Source organism: Tabrizicola aquatica, assembly GCF_002900975.1.
GTDB classification, from domain to species: Bacteria; Pseudomonadota; Alphaproteobacteria; order Rhodobacterales; family Rhodobacteraceae; genus Tabrizicola; species Tabrizicola aquatica.
On record NZ_PJON01000002.1, the window covers coordinates 474,647 to 496,663 of the forward strand.

21 protein-coding genes are annotated in these 22,017 nt (G+C 65.9%); 16 read left to right on the forward strand and 5 right to left on the reverse strand.

Annotated elements, in window-relative coordinates; translation table 11 throughout:
* The first annotated feature begins 4 nt into the window (after positions 1 to 4).
* From gltB to CXR42_RS19525, 6 genes are all read left to right on the forward strand, one after another.
* Entirely contained in the window at positions 5 to 4,543 is a 4,539-nt protein-coding gene (gltB, locus tag CXR42_RS10645; protein ID WP_103257515.1) for a glutamate synthase large subunit, read from the forward strand.
* Positions 4,544 to 4,623: 80 nt separating this feature from the next.
* Complete coding sequence (locus CXR42_RS10650; protein ID WP_103257516.1) at positions 4,624 to 5,160, forward strand: DUF1269 domain-containing protein; 537 nt, start codon at positions 4,624 to 4,626, stop codon at positions 5,158 to 5,160.
* 42 nt (positions 5,161 to 5,202) lie between these two features.
* A complete protein-coding gene (mtgA, locus tag CXR42_RS10655) occupies positions 5,203 to 5,967 on the forward strand; it encodes a monofunctional biosynthetic peptidoglycan transglycosylase (protein ID WP_103257517.1) in 765 nt (254 codons plus the stop codon).
* A gap of 66 nt (positions 5,968 to 6,033) precedes the next feature.
* Positions 6,034 to 6,711: an FtsZ-binding protein FzlA gene (gene fzlA, locus CXR42_RS10660; RefSeq protein ID WP_103257518.1), complete on the forward strand. Its 678-nt coding sequence runs from the start codon at positions 6,034 to 6,036 to the stop codon at positions 6,709 to 6,711.
* Between the two features lie 51 nt (positions 6,712 to 6,762).
* Positions 6,763 to 7,830 (forward strand): tRNA epoxyqueuosine(34) reductase QueG, encoded by a 1,068-nt coding sequence (gene queG, locus CXR42_RS10665; RefSeq protein WP_103257519.1) that lies wholly within the window; start codon positions 6,763 to 6,765, stop codon positions 7,828 to 7,830.
* Positions 7,831 to 7,861: 31 nt separating this feature from the next.
* The gene (locus CXR42_RS19525; RefSeq protein WP_180996030.1) at positions 7,862 to 8,029 is read left to right on the forward strand and encodes a hypothetical protein; all 168 of its coding nucleotides are present in this window, start codon (positions 7,862 to 7,864) and stop codon (positions 8,027 to 8,029) included.
* On the opposite strand, the gene CXR42_RS10670 is transcribed toward CXR42_RS19525, so the two are convergent.
* Positions 8,030 to 8,461, reverse strand: coding sequence for a MarR family winged helix-turn-helix transcriptional regulator (locus CXR42_RS10670; protein ID WP_103257520.1), 432 nt, complete (start codon positions 8,459 to 8,461; stop codon positions 8,030 to 8,032).
* 105 nt (positions 8,462 to 8,566) lie between these two features.
* On the opposite strand from CXR42_RS10670, the gene CXR42_RS10675 reads away from it, so the two are divergent.
* Both CXR42_RS10675 and CXR42_RS10680 read left to right on the forward strand, forming a co-directional pair.
* A complete protein-coding gene (locus CXR42_RS10675) occupies positions 8,567 to 8,995 on the forward strand; it encodes an organic hydroperoxide resistance protein (RefSeq protein WP_103257521.1) in 429 nt (142 codons plus the stop codon).
* Between the two features lie 66 nt (positions 8,996 to 9,061).
* On the forward strand, positions 9,062 to 10,030 hold the full coding sequence (locus tag CXR42_RS10680; protein ID WP_219727945.1) for an NAD-dependent epimerase/dehydratase family protein: 969 nt from the start codon (positions 9,062 to 9,064) through the stop codon (positions 10,028 to 10,030).
* 1 nt (position 10,031) lies between these two features.
* Here the strand turns inward: CXR42_RS10680 and CXR42_RS10685 are convergent, their stop codons facing one another.
* Positions 10,032 to 10,898, reverse strand: coding sequence for a branched-chain amino acid aminotransferase (locus tag CXR42_RS10685; RefSeq protein WP_103257752.1), 867 nt, complete (start codon positions 10,896 to 10,898; stop codon positions 10,032 to 10,034).
* A 142-nt stretch (positions 10,899 to 11,040) separates the two neighbouring features.
* Between CXR42_RS10685 and CXR42_RS10690 the strand changes: the two genes are divergently transcribed.
* The 6 genes from CXR42_RS10690 to dxs all read left to right on the forward strand — a co-directional run bounded on the left by CXR42_RS10690 (position 11,041) and on the right by dxs (position 16,251).
* Positions 11,041 to 11,535 carry a MarR family winged helix-turn-helix transcriptional regulator gene (locus tag CXR42_RS10690; RefSeq protein ID WP_103257523.1) on the forward strand — a complete coding sequence of 165 codons (495 nt, stop codon included), beginning with the start codon at positions 11,041 to 11,043 and terminating at the stop codon, positions 11,533 to 11,535.
* On the forward strand, positions 11,532 to 12,230 hold the full coding sequence (locus CXR42_RS10695) for a response regulator (RefSeq protein WP_103257524.1): 699 nt from the start codon (positions 11,532 to 11,534) through the stop codon (positions 12,228 to 12,230). The genes CXR42_RS10690 and CXR42_RS10695 overlap by 4 nt, the downstream gene beginning before the upstream one ends.
* A gap of 74 nt (positions 12,231 to 12,304) precedes the next feature.
* Positions 12,305 to 13,216, forward strand: a complete 912-nt coding sequence (locus CXR42_RS10700) for a histone deacetylase family protein (protein WP_103257753.1) — start codon at positions 12,305 to 12,307, stop codon at positions 13,214 to 13,216.
* Complete coding sequence (locus CXR42_RS10705; protein WP_103257525.1) at positions 13,213 to 13,452, forward strand: exodeoxyribonuclease VII small subunit; 240 nt, start codon at positions 13,213 to 13,215, stop codon at positions 13,450 to 13,452. The genes CXR42_RS10700 and CXR42_RS10705 overlap by 4 nt, the downstream gene beginning before the upstream one ends.
* Complete coding sequence (locus CXR42_RS10710; protein ID WP_245875416.1) at positions 13,449 to 14,318, forward strand: polyprenyl synthetase family protein; 870 nt, start codon at positions 13,449 to 13,451, stop codon at positions 14,316 to 14,318. The genes CXR42_RS10705 and CXR42_RS10710 overlap by 4 nt, the downstream gene beginning before the upstream one ends.
* A gap of 19 nt (positions 14,319 to 14,337) precedes the next feature.
* A complete protein-coding gene (gene dxs, locus CXR42_RS10715; protein ID WP_103257526.1) occupies positions 14,338 to 16,251 on the forward strand; it encodes a 1-deoxy-D-xylulose-5-phosphate synthase in 1,914 nt (637 codons plus the stop codon).
* Positions 16,252 to 16,393: 142 nt separating this feature from the next.
* On the opposite strand, the gene pip is transcribed toward dxs, so the two are convergent.
* Positions 16,394 to 17,365 carry a prolyl aminopeptidase gene (gene pip, locus CXR42_RS10720; RefSeq protein WP_103257755.1) on the reverse strand — a complete coding sequence of 324 codons (972 nt, stop codon included), beginning with the start codon at positions 17,363 to 17,365 and terminating at the stop codon, positions 16,394 to 16,396.
* A 70-nt stretch (positions 17,366 to 17,435) separates the two neighbouring features.
* Between pip and ubiG the strand changes: the two genes are divergently transcribed.
* Positions 17,436 to 18,182 carry a bifunctional 2-polyprenyl-6-hydroxyphenol methylase/3-demethylubiquinol 3-O-methyltransferase UbiG gene (gene ubiG / locus CXR42_RS10725; protein WP_103257527.1) on the forward strand — a complete coding sequence of 249 codons (747 nt, stop codon included), beginning with the start codon at positions 17,436 to 17,438 and terminating at the stop codon, positions 18,180 to 18,182.
* A gap of 85 nt (positions 18,183 to 18,267) precedes the next feature.
* Here ubiG and mgrA read toward each other — a convergent pair whose 3' ends face one another.
* Positions 18,268 to 19,296 (reverse strand): L-glyceraldehyde 3-phosphate reductase, encoded by a 1,029-nt coding sequence (gene mgrA / locus CXR42_RS10730; RefSeq protein WP_103257528.1) that lies wholly within the window; start codon positions 19,294 to 19,296, stop codon positions 18,268 to 18,270.
* An 85-nt stretch (positions 19,297 to 19,381) separates the two neighbouring features.
* On the opposite strand from mgrA, the gene CXR42_RS10735 reads away from it, so the two are divergent.
* Positions 19,382 to 20,230, forward strand: coding sequence for a YihY/virulence factor BrkB family protein (locus CXR42_RS10735; protein ID WP_103257529.1), 849 nt, complete (start codon positions 19,382 to 19,384; stop codon positions 20,228 to 20,230).
* A 57-nt stretch (positions 20,231 to 20,287) separates the two neighbouring features.
* Here CXR42_RS10735 and CXR42_RS10740 read toward each other — a convergent pair whose 3' ends face one another.
* Positions 20,288 to 21,952 (reverse strand): glycoside hydrolase family 3 protein, encoded by a 1,665-nt coding sequence (locus CXR42_RS10740; RefSeq protein ID WP_245875417.1) that lies wholly within the window; start codon positions 21,950 to 21,952, stop codon positions 20,288 to 20,290.
* Positions 21,953 to 22,017: the final 65 nt, after the last annotated feature.

A 22,017-nucleotide genomic window follows, 5' to 3' on the forward strand; every position in this document is an offset into this window, starting at 1 on the left:
AGCCATGACAAACTACGACGCCGCCTGGGTGAAGGCCGAAGAGGAAAAGCGCGCCTGGCTGGACGCGAACGGGCTGTACAAGACCGAGGATGAGCATTCGTCCTGCGGCGTGGGGCTGGTCGTGTCGATCAGCGGCAAGCCGTCGCGGAAGGTCGTGGAGAACGGCATCAATGCGCTGAAGGCGGTCTGGCACCGGGGCGCGGTCGATGCCGATGGCAAGACGGGCGACGGCGCGGGCATCCATGTGCAGATCCCGGTCAAGTTCTTCTACGACCAGGTGCGCCGGACGGGGCACGAGCCGGATGTCGCCAAGCTGATCGCGGTGGGCCAGGTGTTTTTGCCGCGGACGGACTTTGGCGCTCAGGAACGCTGCCGGACCATCGTCGAGACCGAGGTCCTGCGGATGGGCCATTACATCTATGGCTGGCGGCATGTGCCGGTGGATGTCTCGGTCCTGGGCGACAAGGCCAACGCGACCCGGCCCGAGATCGAGCAGATCCTGATCCGCTGCGAGAAGGACATCGACCAGGAGCAGTTCGAGCGCGAGCTGTACATCATCCGGCGGCGGATCGAGAAGGCGGCGACGGCTGCGGGCATCCAGGGGATGTATCTGTGCAGCCTGTCCTGCCGGTCGATCATCTACAAGGGCATGATGCTGGCCGAGCAGGTGGCGACCTTCTACCCCGACCTGATGGACGAGCGGTTTGAATCCGCCTTCGCGATCTATCACCAGCGGTACAGCACGAACACCTTCCCGCAGTGGTGGCTGGCGCAGCCCTTCCGGATGCTCGCGCACAACGGCGAGATCAACACGCTGAAGGGCAACGTCAACTGGATGAAGTCCCACGAAATCCGCATGGCCTCGAACAACTTTGGCGAGGCGGCGGAGGACATCAAGCCGATCATTCCGGGGGGCACGTCGGACAGTGGCGCGCTGGACGCGGTGTTCGAGGTGCTGGTGCGGTCGGGGCGGTCGGCCCCGATGGCCAAGACGATGCTGGTGCCAGAGGCCTGGTCGAAGCAGACGGTGAACATGCCCAAGGCCTGGGCGGATATGTATTCCTATTGCAACTCGGTCATCGAGCCGTGGGATGGCCCGGCCGCCCTGGCGATGACTGACGGGCGTTGGGTCTGCGGGGGCCTGGACCGGAACGGTCTGCGGCCGATGCGCTATGTGGTAACGGGCGACGGGATGCTGATCGCGGGGTCGGAGGCCGGGATGGTTCCGGTGGACGAAAGCACCGTCCGCGAGAAGGGCGCGCTGGGGCCGGGGCAGATGATCGCCGTCGATATGGTCGAGGGCAAGCTGTACCACGACGTTGAAATGAAAGACAAACTCGCCTCTGCGCAGCCCTATGGCGAGTGGATCGAGAAGGTCGTGGACCTGAACAGCCTGCTGCGCGACGTGCCGGAAACGCAGACCTTTACCGGGGCGGCCCTGCGCCAGCGCCAGATCGCGGCGGGCTTCACGGTTGAAGAGTTGGAGCAGGTCCTGGCCCCAATGGCCGAGGACGGCAAGGAAATGGTCGCCAGCATGGGCGATGACACGCCGCCGGCGGTGCTGTCGTCGGTCTACCGGCCGCTAAGCCATTACTTCCGCCAGAACTTCAGCCAGGTGACGAACCCGCCCATCGACAGCCTTCGCGAGGGGCGCGTCATGTCGCTCAAGACCCGTTTCGGCAACCTGCGGAACGTGCTGGACGAGAACAACTCGCAGACGGAAATCCTGGTGCTGGAAAGCCCGTTCATCGCGAACCGCGAGTTCGACGTGATGGTGCAGCGCTTTGGCGATCAGGTGGCGTTTATCGACTGCACCTTCCCGGTGGGCGAGGGGCTGGACGACCTGCGCGTCGGGCTGGAGCGGATTCGGGCCGAAGCCGAGGATGCGGTGCGGTCGGGGGCCGGACAACTGGTGCTGACGGATGAGCATCAGGGCGTGGACAAGGTCGGGATGCCGATGATCCTGGCCACTTCGGCGGTGCATAGCTGGCTGACGCGCAAGGGGCTGCGGACATTCTGTTCGATCAACGTGCGGTCGGCGGAATGCATCGACCCGCATTACTTTGCCGTGCTGATCGGGTGTGGGGCGACGACGGTGAACCCGTATCTGGCGCAGGATTCGATTGCCGACCGGATCGAGCGCGGCCTGCTGGACGGCACGCTGACCGATGCGATGCGGCGGTATCGGGATGCCATCGACGCGGGTCTGTTGAAGATCATGTCGAAGATGGGGATCTCGGTGATCTCCAGCTATCGCGGCGGTCTGAACTTTGAGGCTGTGGGCCTGTCCCGCGCCATGGTGGCCGAGTATTTCCCGGGGATGCAGTCGCGCATCTCGGGCATCGGCCTGACGGGTGTCGAGCAGAAGCTGGAAGAGGTCCACAAGCGCGGCTGGCTTGGCGGCGCGGACGTGCTGCCCATCGGCGGCTTCTACAAGGCGCGGCGGTCGGGCGAGAAGCACGCCTGGGAAGCGCAGACCATGCATATGCTGCAATCGGCCTGTGACCGGGCGAGCTATGACCTGTGGAAGCAGTATTCGGCGGCAATGCGGTCGAACCCGCCGATCCATCTGCGGGACCTGCTGGACATCAAGACGCTGGGCAAGCCGGTGCCGATTGAGGAGGTGGAGTCGATCACCTCGATCAGGAAGCGCTTCGTGACGCCGGGCATGTCGCTGGGCGCTCTCAGCCCCGAGGCGCACAAGACGCTGAACGTGGCGATGAACCGGATCGGGGCGAAGTCGGACTCGGGTGAGGGCGGCGAGGACCCGGCGCACTTCGTGCCGGAGCCGAACGGGGACAACCCGTCCGCCAAGATCAAGCAGGTCGCGTCGGGCCGCTTTGGCGTGACGGCGGAGTATCTGAACGCCTGTGAAGAGTTGGAGATCAAGGTTGCCCAGGGCGCAAAGCCCGGTGAGGGCGGGCAGTTGCCGGGGATGAAGGTCACGGCGCTGATCGCTCGGCTGCGGCATTCGACGCCGGGGGTGACGCTGATCAGCCCGCCGCCGCACCACGATATCTATTCCATCGAAGACCTCGCGCAGCTGATCTATGACCTGAAGCAGATCAACCCGCGCGCCAAGGTGACGGTGAAGCTCGTGTCGTCCAGCGGTGTCGGGACGATTGCGGCGGGCGTGGCGAAGGCCAAGGCCGACGTGATCCTGATCTCGGGCCACAACGGCGGGACGGGGGCTTCTCCGGCGACCAGCATCAAGTACGCGGGCCTGCCATGGGAAATGGGCCTGACCGAGGCGCATCAGGTTCTGGCGATGAACAACCTGCGCGAGCGGGTGACGCTGCGCACCGACGGGGGCCTGCGGACGGGCCGCGATATCGTCATGGCGGCGATGATGGGGGCCGAGGAATACGGCATCGGCACCGCCGCGCTGATCGCGATGGGCTGCATCATGGTGCGCCAGTGCCAGTCGAACACCTGCCCGGTGGGCGTCTGCACCCAGGACGAAAAGCTGCGGGCCAAGTTCACCGGATCGGCGGACAAGGTGGTGAATCTGATCACCTTCTACGCGCAGGAAGTGCGGGAGATCCTTGCGTCGATCGGCGCGCGGTCGATGGACGAGATCATCGGGCGGGCCGATCTGCTGACGCAGGTTTCGCGCGGTGCGGCCAATCTGGACGACCTCGACCTGAACCCGATGCTGATCAGCGTCGATGGCGCGCGGGCGATCACCTATGACCGGACGAAGCCTCGGAACGCCGTGCCGGACACGCTGGACGCCGAGATCATCAAGGACGGGCATCGGTTCTTCGAGGATGGCGAGAAGATGCAGCTGTCCTACGCGGTGCGGAACACGCTGCGGACCATCGGGACGCGGGCGTCCAGCCATATCGTCAAGAAGTTCGGGATGCGGAACGCGCTGCAGCCTGACCATCTGACGGTGAAGCTGACCGGGTCCTGCGGGCAGTCGCTGGGGGCGTTCAGCGTCCGGGGGCTGAAGCTGGAAGTGCAGGGCGATGCCAACGACTATGTCGGCAAGGGGCTGTCGGGCGGCACGATCACGGTGCGGCCGCTGATGTCCTCACCCCTGAAGGCCGAGGAGAACACGATCATCGGCAACACCGTTCTTTACGGGGCGACCGACGGGTTCCTGTTTGCCTCGGGTCGGGCCGGGGAGCGGTTCGCGGTGCGGAACTCGGGCGCTTCGGTGGTCGTGGAAGGCTGCGGGTCAAACGGGTGTGAATACATGACCGGCGGCGTTGCAGTGATCCTGGGCCGGATCGGCGCGAACTTCGGGGCGGGGATGACGGGCGGAATGGCCTATGTCTATGATCCGGAGGGCGTGGCCGAGGACTTCATGAACCTGGAGTCGATCCTGACTTGCGCGGTCGAGCATCCGCACTGGGAGATGCAGCTTAAGGGCCTGATCCAGCGCCATCTGGACGAAACCGGCAGCCGCATCGCCGAGCGCATCCTTGGCAACTGGGACCGCGAGCGGCTGAACTTCCTGCAGGTCTGCCCGAAGGAGATGGTCAGCCGGCTGCCCTATCCGCTGTCGGACGAAGTGGCGAAAGTCCCCGCCGAATAGGAAAGTGGCTGCTCAAACCGCTTTGGATATGCTAAGCAAGGCCGCCGCCAAGGAGTGGCGGCCTTCTTCACGGAGCAACCATGTCCGATCTGATCATTGTCGCATTCCCCGACGAAGCCACGGCGCTTGCGGCCTCTGATGCCCTTGTCGCCTTGCAGAAGCAGCATCTGATCGAGATGGAGGATGTCGTTGTCGTCACGCGGGGCGAGGATGGGCGGGTGCATCTGACCCAGTCGATCTACAAGGCCACGGGGGCAGCTATCGGCGGCGGCGTCTGGGGCACGCTGATCGGGCTTCTGTTCCTGAACCCGGTCGTCGGGGCGGCAGTGGGGGCCGGTGCCGGGGCGCTGATCGGCAAATTCCGCGATTTCGGGATCGACGACGACTTTCTGCGCGATGTCGGGCACAGCCTGGACAAGGGCGGCGCGGCGGTTGGAATGCTGGTCCGCAAGATCACGCTGGACAAGGTCTATGACCGGCTGGAGCCGTTCCGGGAAAAGGGGCGGGTGATCCACACCTCGCTGTCGAATGAGGCCGAGGCGCAGTTGAAGCAGTTCCTTGAGAAGATCCCGCCGCTGCACAAGCCGCACGACCAGCTTGGCGGCGGGCGCAGGTAACCGGGCTTGACGGAGGGCCGCGGCCAACGTCTAACCACCTCCATGACCGACAAGGGCGCAGAGAAACCGGCCGACAAGCCAGCGGCGGCGCGCAAGCGCAAGGCGAAGGTTCAGGAGGCAACGCCACCGAAGCCGCGCTTTTTGCGGCGTCTGGCGGGCTGGGTGTTGCGGGGGTTGGCGGGGGTGGCGGCGCTGTATGCGTTTCTGGTCCTTGCCTTTGCCGTGGTCCCCCCGCCGATCAACTTCTACCAGTTGGGAGAGGTCTGGCGTCTGGGCAGCATCGACAAGGATTGGGTCAGCTGGGAGGAAATCGCCCCGGTCATGGGCCGGTCGGCCGTGGCGGCCGAGGATGCGAATTTCTGCAACCACTGGGGCTTTGACATGGCCGCGATCCGCCAGGCCATCGAAGAGGGCAGCAATCGCGGGGCCAGCACCATCAGCCAGCAGGTGGTGAAGAATGTGTTCCTGTGGCACGGCCGAAGCTACCTGCGCAAGGCGATGGAGGCGGTCCTGACCCCGGTGGTCGAGCTGGTCTGGTCGAAAGAGCGGATTCTGGAGGTCTATCTGAACGTCGCCGAATTCGACGAGGGTGTCTTTGGCGTGCAGGCGGCCGCGCAGCACCATTTCGGCGTGGACGCGCGCGACCTGACGGCGCTGCAGGCGGCGCGCCTGGCCGCCGTCCTGCCCGACCCGCAGAACCGCAGCGCGTCAGAGCCGTCCAGCTTTGTCCGCAGCCGGACGCGGGCGATCATTTCCGGGGCCGAGACCATTGCCGCCGACGGTCGATCCGCCTGTTTCGAGGGCTGAGGGACACAAGGGATTGAATTCCCGCCCCTCGCGCGGCAATGAGTTGGGGTGACCGGAGTCCGCCCGATGAACCGCCCCACCAACCGATTGTACCATGTTCCGCTGTCGCCCTTCTGTCGCAAGGTGCGGCTGACGCTGGCCGAGAAGAAGATCGAGGTGGAACTGGTCGAGGAGCGGTACTGGGAACCCTCGCCCGACTTTCTGCGCCGGAATCCGGCCGGCAAGGTGCCGATCCTGAAGATGGGCACACGGGTGATGAGCGAAAGCCAGGCAATCTGCGAGTATATCGAGGAGACCGCGCCGGAACCCGCGCTGATGCCGCGCAATGCGGAAGGCCGCTATGAAGTGCGGCGGCTGTGCTCCTGGTTCGACGACAAGTTCCACAACGAGGTGACGTCGAAGCTGCTGTACGAGCGGGTCAACAAGAAGGTCACGGGCCAGGGCTATCCGGATTCGAAGAACGTCAAGCAGGGTTCGACCCGGATCAAGTATCACCTGGATTACATGGCCTGGCTTCTGGACCAGCGGCGCTGGCTGGCCGGGGATGTGATGACGCTGGCCGACTTTACCGCCGCCGCGCATCTGAGCTGCCTGGACTATATCAGCGACGTGGACTGGAACCGACATGCGGTGCTGAAGGACTGGTACGCGAAGATCAAGTCGCGCCCGTCGTTCCGGCCCTTGCTGGCCGACCAGATCTCGGGCTTTCCGCCGGCGCCGCATTATGCCGACCTGGATTTCTGAGGCATGCCGCCGGGGGCGTTGCCCCCGGACCCCCAGGATATTTGTGCAAAGATGAAAGAGCTGACGAAAGAGCAGCTTGTCGCGCGCGCCCTGGAGGAGGGGTTCGTGAAGGTGGGGGTTTGCCGACCGGATGCGGTGCCCGAGGCGGCTGGGCGGCTGCGGGCGTTTTTGGACGCGGGGCGGTACGGGCAGATGGGCTGGATGGCCGAGCGCGAAGGCTGGCGCGGGAACCCGGCGGCGCTGTGGCCCGAAGCGCGGTCGGTGGTGATGCTGGCCGAGGCCTATACGCCGGCCGTGGACCCTTTGGCCGGGTTGAAGCAGCGGGACCGGGGGGTGGTATCGGTCTATGCGCAGGGCAAGGATTACCACGACCTGGTGAAGCGGCGGTTGAAGCGGCTGGGGCGCTGGATGGTCGATGTCGCCGGTTGCGAGATCAAGGTCTTTGTGGACACCGCCCCGGTCATGGAAAAGCCCCTGGCGCAGGCGGCGGGGTTGGGGTGGCAGGGCAAGCATACCAACCTTCTGGGCCGCGACCTGGGCAACTGGGTGTTCCTGGGCGCGATCTTCACGACGCTGGAGCTGGAGTCGGACGCGCCCGAGGTCAGTCATTGTGGCAGTTGCACGGCCTGTCTGGACATCTGCCCGACGCGGGCCTTTCCCGCGCCCTACCAGCTGGACGCGCGGCGCTGCATTTCCTATCTGACCATCGAGCATAAGGGCCCTGTGGACCCAGAGTTGCGCGGGCTGATGGGCAATCGGATCTATGGCTGCGACGATTGCCTTGCGGTCTGCCCCTGGAACAAGTTCGCCGTCGCCGCGCGCGAGATCGGCTATGCGCCCAAGGTCGGGCTGCCGGCGCTGGCAGAACTGGCGGCACTGGATGACGCCGGGTTTCGCGCACGCTTTGCCGGGTCGCCGATCAAGCGGATCGGGCGCGACCGGATGGTGCGCAATGTGCTGTATGCCATCGGAAACTCGGGCAACGCCGGGCTGATCCCGGTGGCGCAGGCGCGCCTGCAGGACGCCGATCCCACCGTGGCCGAGGCAGCGGGCTGGGCGCTGGGCAGGCTTTTGCAACCGCAGGATGACCGGGTGGGGTTGGACGGCGAATCGTGTTAAGGTCGCGCTTCACCGAAAGGGAGAGAGAACCATGGCAAAGCATCTGGCGGATCATCGCAAGCCCAGCTCGGGCAGCCGGGTGAAGCAGTTCCTGCGCCTGTCCCGGTCTCCACGCGAAACATGGCGCGTCACGCGGGACGGGTCGAGTGCGGCGCGGGTGGTGCAGTTCCTGCGGATCGCGCGGGGCCGGAGCGTCTGATCAGGGACGGGCCGGTTTCAGCCGGTCGCGCAGGACAGCCAGGACATCGCGCAGGTCCGCGATCTGATCCAGGGTAAGGCCCGTGCGCTCGGCAAAGGCGCGCGGGACACCGGTGGCGCGTGCGGCGAGGGCGTGGCCCTCGGCCGTCAATGAAAGGCGCACCAAGCGTTCATCCACCGTGTCGCGGGTGCGCGTGACCCAGCCTTCGGCCTGCATCCGCTTGAGCATTGGGGTCAGGGTGTTCGACTCCAGCCGAAGTTCGTTGCCGAGGTCGGACACGCTTTGCCCATCCCGCACGGCAAGCGAGGTCAGGACAAGGTATTGCGGGTAGGTCAGTCCCAAGGGCTGCAGCAGCGGGGCATACGCGGCGTGGACGGCGTGTGCCGCGGAATGCAGCGCGAAGCAGAGCATGTCGGGCGGTGCAAGAGACATAGATTTCCATACATCGCGCGCGATTGAAATGCAATGCGTTGACAGAACGGGTGTGGCGGTCTAGATAAATCGCATACGATATAATCGCGCAGGATGGAGATATAGATGACTGTTGATGCAAAGTACTGGACCGAAGCCAAGGCCACCGGCGGCGGCCGCAATGGTATGTCGGGGCTGGTGAACGGCCAGCTGACCGTGACCATGACCAGCCCGAAGGAACTGGGCGGCTCAGGCCTGGGTCACAACCCGGAAGAACTGTTCGCCGTGGGCTATGCTGCCTGCTATCTGGGCGCGATGCGCTTTGCGGCCACCAGCGAGAAGCTGGGCACGGTTCCCGACAACGCCACCGTGAATGCCCATGTCGGGATCGGCCCGCGCTCGGACGGGGGGTTCGGTCTGAAGGTCAAGCTGGTGGTCTCGCTTCCCGGGGTCGAGCGCGCCGTGGCTGAAAAGATCGCCGAGCGGGGCCACTTCATCTGCCCATATTCCAACGCCACCAAGGGCAATATCGACGTTGTGACCGAGGTCGTCTGAGCGATTGCCAATCGTCTGTCCCGCCGGTTGATGGTAAACCGTCGCCAAACAGGGCGAGGTGACGATGTGACCGCTTGGAACGGCAAGCGCGTGGTGGTGGCCGGGGGCGCAGGCTTCATCGGCCGCCACTTGACCCGGGCCCTGCTGGTGGCGGGGGCAAGGGTCGTCGTGGTGGACAACCTGTCGACCGGCCGGGATACGGGACTTGCCCCCTTGCATCAGGCCGATATTGCGGTGCTGGACCGACTGCCGATCCCGGCAGAGGTGGTATTCAATCTGGCCTGCCCGGCCTCGCCCCGGGCCTATCAGGCCGATCCGGTGCAGACCTGGAAAACCTCGGTCCTGGGGACATTGCGGCTGGCGGATCTGGCCCTGGCGGCAGGGGCGCGGATCGTCCAGACCTCGACCAGCGAGGTGTATGGCGACCCGTTGGTGCATCCGCAGGCCGAGGATTACCCTGGGAACGTGGCCCTGACCGGCCCCCGCGCCTGCTATGACGAAGGCAAGCGGGCGGCCGAGGTGCTGCTGTATGACATGGCGCGGATCCGGGGCCTGGATATCCGCGTGGCGCGGGTGTTCAACACCTATGGGCCGGGCATGGCCGCCGATGACGGTCGCGCCCTGCCGGCGTTCGTGGCCGCTGCGCTGGCCGGCCGCCCGTTGCGGCTGGAAGGCGGGGGGCAGCAGACCCGCAGCTTCTGTCACGTCGCTGACATGGTGCGCGGACTGATGGCACTGGCGCTGTCGGGCGCGGCGCGGGGTATTCCGGTGAACCTGGGCAATCCGGATGAGCGGACGATCCGCGACGTGGCCGAGCTGATCCTGCGGCTGACCGGCAGTCGTTCGCCCGTGGTGGAGGTCGCACCGGCGGTCAACGATCCGCGCCGTCGCTGCCCGGATATCACCCGGGCCCAGACGCTGCTGGGCTGGGAGCCTGTGGTGGGTCTGGAAGAGGGGCTAAGGTCGATGATCGCCGCTGGTCATCCGGCAGACCGCGACGCGGCACCCGCAGGCACCGCGTCGGTGTCGTCCTGACTTAGGAACGGACCAGCTTTTCGTATTCGGTCGCCACACGGCGGGTCAGGTCGCCCACCTCGAACATGTAGTCGCCGATCTGGCCGACCGGAGTGACCTCGGCCGCGGTGCCGGTCAGCCAGCACTGTTCGAAGGTCGCAAGCTCTTCCGGCATGATATAGCGTTCGTGGACCTTGATCTGCATGTCTTTCAGCATCCCGATCACGGTCTGCCGGGTGATGCCGTTCAGGATGCAGTCGGGGTTCGGGGTGTGGACCTCGCCGTCCTTGACGAAGAAGATGTTGGCGCCGGTCGCCTCGGCCACATAGCCGCGGTAGTCGTAGAAAAGCGCATCCGAGCAGCCCTTGGCCATCGCCGCGTGCTTGGACATGGTGCAGATCATGTACAGACCGGCGGCCTTGGCGGCTGTGGGGATGGTTTCGGGCGAGGGGCGCTTCCACTTGGCGATGTCAAGCTTGGCGCCCTTCATCTTGGCGTCGCCGTAGTAGGCGCCCCAGGACCAGCAGGCGATGGCCAGACGGACCGGGTTGCCCAGCGAGGCGACACCCATCTCGTCCCCCGCGCCGCGGAAGGCGATGGCGCGGACATAGGCGTCGGTCAGACCGTTGGCCTTCAGCACCTCTTCCTTCGCCGCGCTGATCTGTTCGGCGGTATAGGGGATCGGCATATCCAGCAGGCGGCCGGATTCCAGCAGGCGCAGCGAATGTTCGTGGCTTTTGAAAATCTTGCCATTGTAGCAGCGTTCGCCTTCAAAGACCGACGACGCATAGTGCAGCGCATGGGTCAGGATGTGGACGTTCGCCGAACGCCATTCCACCAGCTTGCCATCCATCCAGATGAACCCGTCGCGATCGTCGTATCCCGCCATCTTGGCCTCCCGCCTTTGCGAATGTTGCGCCTGAAAGGTCCACATCGGACAGATTCTTGCGCCAAATCGGGTTGGAATTACGGGTTCGGTCTTGGAAAGTCAACAAGGCTGACGTAAATTCCGGGTGTAATTGGAGGTGGCGATGGCCGAGACACCGGGTGGCGAAAGCCTGCTTTTCCTGACGGACGAGCAGTTGCGCAAGGGGATCGAGGCGATGTTCTTCGCCTATCGCGGCTTTACCGCTGACCCGGATCGGATTCTGGAGGGGATGGACTATGGCCGGGCGCATCACCGGGCGATCCATTTCATCCATCGGTCTCCGGGGACGACGGTCAGTAACCTGCTGTCAATTCTTGGTGTTACAAAGCAGTCGTTGAATCGTGTGTTGCGCACCTTGATCGAGGATGGCCTTGTTCGAAGTGAAAAGGGCAAAGTGGATGCGCGCGAACGGCATCTGCATTTGACGGACAAGGGACAGATGCTGGAACGGGAATTGTCGGACGCGCAACGGGCGCGGATGCGGGCGGCGTACCGGGCGGCGGGGCCGCAGGCGGTGGCGGGTTTCCGGCAGGTGCTGGAGGCGATGATGGACCCGGAAATGCGGCGTCAGTACAACCGCCTGAAGGAGGGTGGCTGATGGTCCCGGACGCCCATCTTCTGATCGTCGATGATGACGAGCGCATCCGGGGGCTTTTGCAGAAGTTCCTGATACGCAACGGTTTTCTGGTCTCGGTCGCGCGCGATGCGGCGCAGGCGCGAAAGATCCTGGGCGGGTTGGAGTTCGACCTGATCGTGATGGACGTGATGATGCCAGGCGAGGACGGCGTCAGCCTGACCCGCGACCTGCGCAAGCGGATGGCAACGCCGATCCTGCTCCTGACCGCGCGGGGCGAAACGGCGAACCGGATCGAGGGGCTGGAGGCGGGGGCCGACGATTACCTGGTCAAGCCGTTCGAGCCGAAGGAGTTGCTTCTGCGGATCAACGCGATCCTGCGGCGGGTGCCGGTGGTCAAACCTGCAGAGCCGGTGCGGCAGATCATCCATCTGGGCGCGGTACGCTATGACCTGGATCGCGGCGAGATGTGGCGCGGCGAGGCTCCGGTCCGGTTGACGGCGACCGAGGCGCAACTGATGCGCGTCTTCGCGGCGGCGCCGGGCGTGGCGATCAGTCGCGAAAAGCTGGTCAGCGAGACCGGCGGCGAGGATGCGGCGCAGGAGCGCGCGGTGGACGTGCAGATCACTCGGCTGCGGCGGAAGATCGAGGACGACCCGAAGGTGCCGCGCTATCTGCAAACGGTGCGGGGCGAGGGGTATATGCTGCAGCCGGATTGATTTTCGGCTGGCCGCCGGGGGTTTCACACCCCCGGACCCCCGTGGGATATTTTCAGACAGAAAATGAGGGTTGGGTGGTGCTTGTCTACACGCATGAGGCCTTTCGCGGCCATGTGACGCCGCCGGGGCATCCCGAGCGGGTGGAGCGGTTGGCGGCGGTGGAGCGGGGGCTTGCCGGGCTGCAGGTGGAGCGGCGGGCCTGTCCCTTGGGGGATGAAGCGGAGGTGCTGCGCTGTCATCCGGCGGGATATCTGGCGCGGGTGAAGGCGGCGGTTCCGTCGGAGGGCTGGGCGCAGCTGGATGGGGATACGTTTCTCTCTCCCGGGTCGTTTGAGGCCGCGATGCGGGCGGTTGGGGGGATACGTGCAGCGGTCGACGCGGTGGTGTCGGGCGAGGCCAGGACCGCGTTCGTGGCGGGGCGCCCCCCTGGCCACCATGCGGAACGCGAGACGGCGATGGGGTTCTGTCTGTTCGGCACTGTGGCCATCGGGGCGAAGCGGGCGCTGGATCATCATGGCTTGAAGCGTGTCGCCGTGGTCGATTTCGACGTGCATCACGGCAACGGGACACAGGATTTGCTGTGGGATGAGGGGCGGTGTCTGTTCGCCTCCACCCACCAGATGCCGCTGTATCCGGGGACCGGGCGGCCGGAGGAACGGGGCGCGCAGGGGCAGGTGCTGAATGTGCCGTTGCGTGAGGGCTCGGGCGGGCGGGCGATGCGGGAGGCGTACGAGCGGCTGGTGTTCCCGGCGCTGGAGGCCTGGGAGCCGGAGCTGCTGCTGATCTCGGCCGGGTTCGATGCGCATGCCGATGATCCGCTGGCGGGGCTGGAATGGCAGCCGGAGGATTATGCCTGGCTGACCGAACGGCTGTGTGATTTTGCCGGAGGGCGGGTGGTGTCCTCGCTGGAGGGTGGCTATGATCTGGATGCGCTGGCGGCTTCTGTCGCGGCGCATGTGGGTGTGCTGGAGGAGCGGGGCCGATGAGCGACAAGCCGGTTGATGCGATGAGTTTCGAGGAGGCGATGGCCGCCCTTGAGCAGGTCGTGGGCGCGCTGGAACGGGGCGAGGTTCCGCTGGAGCAGTCGATTGCCCTTTATGAGCGCGGGGCGGCGCTGAAGGCACATTGCGCGAAGAAGCTGGCCGAGGCCGAAGAGAAGGTGGAGCTGATCCGGGCGCAGGAAGGCCGGGCGGTGGGCACGACTCCGGCGGAGGGGATGTGACGTTTCCCGAACGGTTGGCGGCGGATGCGGGGCTGTGTGAGGCCCGGCTTCTGGCTGCGCTTGAGGGCCGTGCCGATCAGCCGGTGACGCGGGCGATGCGCTATGCGGTGCGCGGGGGCAAGCGGTTGCGCGGGTTCCTGGTATTGGAAAGCGCGCGGATGCTGGGGGTGCCCGAGGCGCAGGCGGTGTCGGCGGCGGCGGCGATCGAGGCGCTTCATGCCTATTCCCTGGTCCACGATGACCTGCCCTGCATGGACGACGACGACCTGCGGCGGGGGCAGCCGACAGTTCACAAGACATGGGACGAGGCGACAGCCGTGCTGGCCGGGGATGCCTTGCAGACGCTGGCCTTTGAATTGCTGTGCGATCCGGCGCTGGGGTCTGCCGAGGTGCGGATGGAGTTGGTCCAGGGGCTTGCGCGGGCGTCCGGGATCGACGGAATGGTCCTGGGTCAGGCGCTGGACATCGCGGCGGAGACGGCCGGGCGGTCGTTGACGCTGGACGAGATCACGGCGCTGCAGGCGGGCAAGACCGGGGCGCTGATCGGGTTCGCGGCCGAGGCAGGGGCGGTGCTGGCGCAGGCTGACCGCGCGCCGTTGCGCCGTTATGCCGCTGCGCTGGGGCTGGCTTTCCAGATCGCGGACGACATCCTTGATGTGACCGGGGACGAGGCCAAGGCCGGCAAGCGCGTCGGCAAGGATGCCGAGGCAGGCAAGGCCACTTTTGTCTCGCTTCTTGGGCTGGACGGAGCCAGGACGCGGGCTGCCGAGTTGGTTCATGAGGCCGAGGCGGCGCTGGCCGGGTATGGACAAGGAGCGGCCAACTTGATCGCCGCGGCGCGCTTCGTTATTGCGCGCGACAGCTGAACCGCCCGAGGAGGGCAGCATGACCGACCGACCCGCTACCCCGCTTCTGGACCGTGTGACCGTCCCGTCCGATATGAAGGCGCTGAACGATCGCGAGCTGCACCAGCTGGCTGGAGAGTTGCGGGCCGAGACCATTGCCGCCGTGTCGGTGACGGGCGGGCATCTTGGGGCTGGGTTGGGGGTCGTCGAGCTGACGGTGGCGATCCATGCGGTGTTCGATACTCCACGCGACAAGCTGATCTGGGACGTGGGTCACCAGTGCTATCCGCACAAGATCCTGACCGGGCGACGGGACCGCATCCGCACCTTGCGGACGGAGGGAGGGCTGTCGGGGTTCACCAAGCGCAGCGAGTCCCCCTATGACCCGTTCGGCGCGGCCCATTCGTCGACCTCGATCAGCGCGGCCTTGGGCTTTGCCATGGCGGCCGAGCTGGGAGGCGATCCGGGCGATGCGATTGCGGTGATCGGCGATGGCGCAATGAGCGCAGGTATGGCGTTCGAGGCGATGAACAACGCAGGCCATCTGGGCAAGCGGTTGTTTGTCATCCTGAACGACAACGAGATGTCGATTGCCCCGCCGGTGGGGGCCCTGTCGGCCTATCTGAGCGGGCTTTATGCGGCGGCTCCGATGCAGGACCTGAAGCAGGTTGCGAAGGGTTTCGTCGGGCTTCTGCCGCAGCCCTTCCAGGAGGGGGCGAAGCGGGCCAAGGACATGCTGAAAGGCATGGCCGTGGGCGGGACTTTGTTCGAATCGCTCGGGTTCGAGTATGTCGGACCCATCGACGGGCACGATCTGGACCAGCTTTTGCCGGTGCTGCGGACGGTGAAGGCGCGGGCCACGGGGCCGGTCTTGATCCATGTGCTGACCAAGAAGGGCAAGGGCTATGCCCCGGCCGAGGCGGCGCGGGACAAGGGGCATGCCACGGGCAAGTTCGATGTGCTGACCGGGGTGCAGGTCAAGGCGGCGTCGAATGCGCCGTCCTATACCAAGGTGTTCGCGCAGTCGCTGGTGGCCGAGGCGGAGCGGGACGAGAAGGTCGTCGCTGTGACGGCGGCGATGCCGGACGGGACGGGGCTGGACCTGTTCGCGGGGCGGTTCCCGAAGCGATGCTTTGACGTGGGAATTGCAGAGCAGCACGCGGTGACCTTCGCAGCCGGGCTGGCGGCGGGGGGGCTGAAGCCGTTCTGTGCGATCTACTCGACCTTCCTGCAGCGCGGGTACGATCAGGTCGTGCATGACGTGGCGATCCAGCGGCTGCCGGTTCGCTTTGCGATTGACCGGGCCGGGCTGGTGGGGGCCGACGGGGCGACCCATGCGGGGGCCTTCGACGTGGCGTTCCTTGCGAACCTGCCGGGGATGGTGGTGATGGCGGCGGCCGACGAGGCCGAGCTGGTGCAAATGGTGGCGACCGCCGCGGCCTGGGATGAGGGGCCGATTGCGTTCCGCTATCCCAGGGGTGAAGGCGTGGGGGTAGAGATGCCGGCCCGTGGTGTGCCGCTGGAAATCGGGAAGGGCCGGGTCGTCCGGGAAGGGTCCCGCGTGGCGGTGCTGTCCTTCGGGACGCGGCTGGGCGAGAGCCTGAAGGCGGCGGAGGCTTTGGCGGGGCGCGGGGTGTCGGTGACGGTTGCGGATGCGCGGTTCGCCAAGCCGCTGGACCGGGAGCTGGTGCTGCAGCTGGCCCGGGGGCATGAGGCGCTGGTGACGGTGGAAGAGGGCGCGATTGGCGGATTTGGCAGCCATGTGGCGCAGCTTCTGGCCGAAGAGGGGGTGTTCGACCGGGGGCTGAAATTCCGCAGCCTGGTCCTGCCGGATATCTTCATCGACCAGGCCTCGCCCGAGGCGATGTACCGGGTGGCGGGGCTGGATGCGGCCCATATCGAGGCGAAGGTGCTGGAGGCTCTGGGAGTCGCGGTGGTGGGCAAGCGGGCCTGACTGTCCACGGTGGACGTTTCAGACAAGCCTTTGATTTTGATGAAATAGTTCTAACTTCGTTAGGATTTCATCAACCATCCTGTCAGGACGAACACGGGGGTAAGGTGGGCGATCCGCCCACCCTACGCCCGAAGCGCGGGCCTTAACCGCGGCGCAGGCTGTCCATCGTGCGGACCAGCGCCTCGCTTATGCCGGGTTCGGACAGGGCGTGGCCGGCGAGGGGGACCATGTTCAACTGGCATCTGTCCCAGCCGTCGGCCAGTTGCCAGGCGGCCAGCGGCGGACAGATCATATCGTAGCGCCCCTGGATGATATGGGCCGGAATATGCTCGATCCGCTTGCGTTCCTTCAGGATCCAGCCGTCGGATTGCAGGAAGCCGCCGTTATGGAAATAGTGGTTCTCCAGCCGGGCGAAGGCGCGGGCATAGTCCGAGGGGCTTTCGCCCATGGGACCGTCATTCTGGATCGAGGCCAGCGCGTTTTCCCAGTTGGCCCAGATCCGGCCAAAGCGCGTCTCTTCCATCAGGTTGCCCGAGAACAGACGGCGGTGATAGGCAGCGATCAGGTTGTCCCGCTCGGCGGCCGGGATGGCGGCGGCGAACCGGCCCCACAGTTCCGGGAAGAAGGCCCCGGCCCCACCGCCGTAGAACCATTTCAATTCGGCCTTGGTCATCAGGAACACGCCGCGCAGGATCAGATGTTCCACCCGCTCGGGGTGGGTGAGCGCATAGATCAGCGCCAGCGTCGCGCCCCAGCTGCCGCCGAAACCGATGAAACGGTCGATCTCCAGCGCCTTGCAGATGGTTTCGACATCCTCGACCAGGTGCCAGGTGGTGTTGGCGATCACGCTGGCATGGGGGCGCGAGCGGCCGCAGCCGCGCTGGTCGAACAGGATCACGCGGTAGACCGTGGGGTCGAAGTAGCGGCGCATGGCGGGCGAGCAGCCGCCGCCGGGGCCGCCGTGGAACACCACGACCGGCCGCCCCTGGGGGTGGCCGCATTGTTCGACATAGATGCGGTGGCCGTCGCCCATGTCGAGCACGCGCTGATCGAAGGGGTCGATCGGCGGATACAGGAATTCGACTGCGCGCTTTTGACCTGATCTCTGATCCATCATTGCCCTATATAGCGGCGAAGTGGCCCGGTGTCGAAGGACATTCGGGCGAAAGCGCGGGATCAAGGCGATGACGGTGACGACGATCGATCCGGCCGAAGTGGCCAAGTTCGAGGCGATGGCAGCCGAGTGGTGGGACCCCAACGGCAAGTTCAAGCCTCTGCACATGCTGAACCCCTGCCGGCTGGATTACATCACGGCCCAGATCGCGGCCGAGTTCGGGCGTGACCTGGCTGGACCGGCACCGTTCAAGGGGTTGCGCATCCTGGATATCGGTTGCGGCGGGGGCCTTCTGTCCGAGCCGATGGCACGTCTGGGGGCGGATGTGGTCGGCGCGGACGCGGCAGCGCGGAACATCCCGGTGGCCCAGGCCCATGCCCGGCAGTCGGGGCTGGACATCGACTATCGCCACACCTCGGCCGAGGATCTGGCGGCGGCGGGCGAAGCGTTCGACGTGGTGCTGAACATGGAGGTGGTCGAGCATGTGGCCGACCCCCAGGCCTATCTGACTGCCTGCCAGCAATTGCTGAAGCCGGGCGGGTTGATGGTCTGCTCGACCCTGAACCGGAACCCGAAAAGCTTTGTCATGGCGATTGTCGGCGCGGAATGGGTGATGCGCTGGCTGCCCAAGGGCACGCATGACTGGAAAAAGTTCATCACGCCCGACGAGTTGTATGCACTGCTCCGCACGGCCGGGCTGGAGCCGGTGGACCGCAAGGGCATGGTGTTCAACCCGGTCACCTGGCGCTGGAGCCTGTCGGACCGGGACCTGAGCTGCAATTATGTGACCGCCTCGGTCAAGCGGGCGGAATTCTGAAGAAGAATTCCCCATCGGACATCCTGCGATTTCCGGGGCGCGCTGGGGGTGGCGGGACGGCAAGGTGTGCCGTCCCGTGTCCCTGTTACTCGCTTGAGGACTTGGCCCAGAGGTTGATCGCCTTTTCTTCGGAGATCGAGTCGATCTGGGCCAGTTCCTCGGCCGTGAAGTTCAGGTTGTGGATCGCGCCGCAGCAGTCGGTCACCTGCTCGGGCCGGCTGGCGCCGATCAGCGCGCTGGTGATCCCGCCGTTGCGCAAGACCCAGGCCAGCGCCATCTGCGCCAGCGTCTGACCTCGCGCGGCGGCCATGTCGTGCAGCTTGCGCACCGAGATCATGGCCTTTTCCACCACGGCCGGGTCAAGGGACTTGCCCTGCGTGGCCCGGCTGCCCTGGGGGATGCCGTTCAGGTATTTGCTGGTCAGGATGCCCTGCGCCAGGGGAACAAAGGCGATGGAGCCGACACCAAGCTCGGCCAAAGTATCCTTCAGCCCGTCGGTTTCGACCCAGCGGTTCAGGATGTTGTAGCTGGGCTGGTGGATCAGCAGGGGCGTGCCAAGGTCGTTCAGGATCGCCACCGCCTCACGCGTGCGCTGGGAGTTGTAGCTGGAGATGCCGATATACTGCGCGCGGCCCGAGCGGACGATGTGGTCCAGCGCGCCCATCGTCTCTTCCAGCGGCGTGTCGGGGTCGAAGCGGTGGGAATAGAAGATGTCGACATAGTCGAGGCCCATCCGCTTCAGCGACTGGTCGCAGGAGGCGATGACATATTTCCGGCTGCCCCATTCGCCGTAGGGGCCGTTCCACATCAGATAGCCGGCCTTGGAAGAGATGATGAGTTCATCGCGCAGGCCGTTGAAATCGGTGCGCAGAAGCTCGCCAAATGCTTCTTCGGCGCTGCCGGGCGGGGGGCCGTAGTTGTTGGCCAGGTCGAAATGGGTAATGCCGTGATCAAAGGCCGTGCGGCAGATCGCCTGCTTGGTGCTGTGCGGCGTGTCGTGGCCGAAGTTGTGCCACAGGCCCAGGCTGATCGCGGGCAGTTTCAGGCCCGACCGGCCGCAGCGGTTGTAGGTCATCCGGTCATAGCGGTCGTCGCGGGGAATATATCGGGTCATTGCAGCCTCCTGTTACCGGCAACATTTCACGCGCGGGCTGCGGCTTCAAGTTGCGGGGCGGCGCAAAGCGGGGGATGGTGGCAGGATGAAGACCGTCCGCGAGTTGTGGGAGTTCCTGGTCTGCGTCTGGACGCGGGTCGGCGACGGGCATTTCGGGTTGATCGCGGCGGGCGTGGCCTTCTTTGCGATGTTCGCGGTGTTTCCGGGCCTTGCCGCGGCCATCGCGGTCTGGGGGATGTTTGCCGACACCCGGGTCATCCAGGGCTATCTTTCCATCGCCGAACGCTTCCTGCCGCCCGAGGCGCGGACGCTGGTGCATGACCAGGTGATGGGCCTGATCACCGCGCCGCGGACCACGCTGCAATGGACGACGATCCTGTCCCTGCTCATCGCGCTCTACTCGGCCCGCGCGGGGGTTTCGGCGCTGGTGCAGGGGCTGGACGTGGTGCATCGGTCGAAGCCAAGGGCGTGGCTTTGGTCCTGGGCGGTGGATTTCGTGCTGACCGGGGCGCTGATCGGTGCGCTGTTCGTGGCGCTGGTCACGGTGGTGGTGGTGCCGATCCTGCTGAACTTTGTCCAGTTCGGCACCTTCGAGGCATGGCTGACCAAGGTGCTGCCCTGGGGCGCGATGTTCCTGCTGGTGGTGACCTGCCTGTCGATCCTGTACCGCTTTGGCCCGAATGTGCCGGGCGGGTTCCGGTCGCCCTGGATCAGCGTGGGGGTGCTGGTCGCCTCGGTCGCCTGGGCGGGGGTTTCGATCGGGTTCTCGGTCTACCTGTCCAACTTCAACAGCTACAACGTGTTTTACGGGTCGATCGGGGCGGTGATCATCCTGATGATGTGGCTGTACCTGTCGGTCTGGTCGGTCCTGCTGGGCGGGGCGATCAATGCGGAACTGGACGCGCGGATGCGGATGCGGGTGGCTCGTCGATGACTTCGTCACTTCTCGCAGGGATGCGACGAGGAGACGAAGTCGAACGAGGAGCGGGTGTCAGAAGCGGGCGTCGGGCAGGCCGCAGAACGGGTCAACCGGGCTTTGCCCCAGGAAGGGCGCGCGGCCAAGCAGGCAATCCAGCGTGGCGCGCTGCATCGTGTCCATCGTGGCATAGGCGTTGACCACGCAGGGCATCCTGGGCGCGTCGTACAGATAGTAGGGATAGCCGAACGAGATCAGCGCGGTCGGCACCTGATGCCAGTGCCGCTGCATTGCGCCATGCATCCCGCCGGTCAGGCGGTTCCAGTCCAGGAAGATGCGGCCGCGGGTCAGCAGGGTTTCCTCGGCCATCACGAACAGCACCAGGTCAAAGTCGCGCGGGTCACTCTTGTCGCCGGGCTGGTGGACGGTGACGTCAAAGCCCTCGGCGCGCAGAAGGTCGGGGAAGGCCATCGGCATCCCCTCGCCATGCAGCGGGGTGACAATGCCGGTCGTGTAGACCAGGACGCGGCGGTGGCGCTGCGGGTCCAGCGGCAGGAGGCCCTGCACGTCCTTGACCAGCGTCGGCGCGCGGGCGGTCACAGTCTGGGCGAGCCGGGCGTTGTCGGGGTTGAACAGCTTGCTGCGGTCGGCAGGCTGGTGGTCCTGATGCAGGCCAAGTGTGGCCTTGAGGCCAAGGATGCGCACCATCGCCTCGTCCAACCGCGCCGGGGTCAGGCGGCCGTCGTCCAGCGCGGTCTCGATCCGGGCGATGTCGGCCTCGGGTTCGTCCGAGAACAGGATCACGTCGCAGCCGGAGGAGACGACCTGCGGCAGCATCTCGTCCCGATGCGCCCAGGCCCCGAAACCGGCCATCGGCGTGGCGTCTGACACGATGACGCCGTTGAAGCCAAGTTCCCCGCGCAGGAGGGTCTGGTTCAGGAGGGGAGAGACCGAGGCGGGGCGATAGGCCTCGACCCCCGCGTCAGGGTCATTCGCCAGGACATAGGCGGGCAGCGCGATATGGGCCGACATCACGGCCATCACGCCGGCGTCGATTGCCGCGCGATAGAGGGCACCGTGGGTGGCGTTCCAATCGTCCAGCGACAGGGGGTTGATCGTGGTGACCAAGTGCTGGTCGCGGTCGTCGTGGCCTTCGCCGGGCCAGTGCTTGACCGTCGCGGCGACGCCATTGGCCTGCAGGCCCGCGATATGGGCCAGGGCGTGGGCCTTGATGCGGTTGGGGTCGGACCCCAGGCCGCGCGTTGCCACGATGGGCGAGCGGAAGAGGGCGTTGATATCGACAACCGGGGTGAAGGACCAGTTGACGCCGGCCGCCCGCGCCTCGACCGCCATGATGCGGGCGATGGTGGTGGAGGCCTGCACGTCGTCCACGGCGGCAAGGGCGAGGGGGTTCGGCACTTCGGTCCCGAAGGGCAGGCTCATCCGGCTGCCTTCCAGGTCGGCGCTGACGAGATAGGGGATGGGGGCGGCGGCGCGCAGGGCGTCGAGCGTGTCCAGCTCGGCCCCGGCGTCGGGGCCGAAGAACTTGGTGATCCCGGCGGGGGCAAGGGCGGTGATGCGCTCCACCACCTCGGGCCCGGTGCCAAAGCAGATGTGGACGAAAAGCTGGCGCACCTTGGCGGCGCGGTCCATGCCCGCAAGGGTGGACCGCACCCAATCGCGCCCGGCCAGATCAAGGTTGAAGGGCGGGGCAGAGAGGATGCGGTCGATCTGGTCCAAGGTCGGCTCCTGCCGTGTAGCGTGACCCCGTCCCGGGCTTGACCCGGGACCTCCCGGGCCAAAGT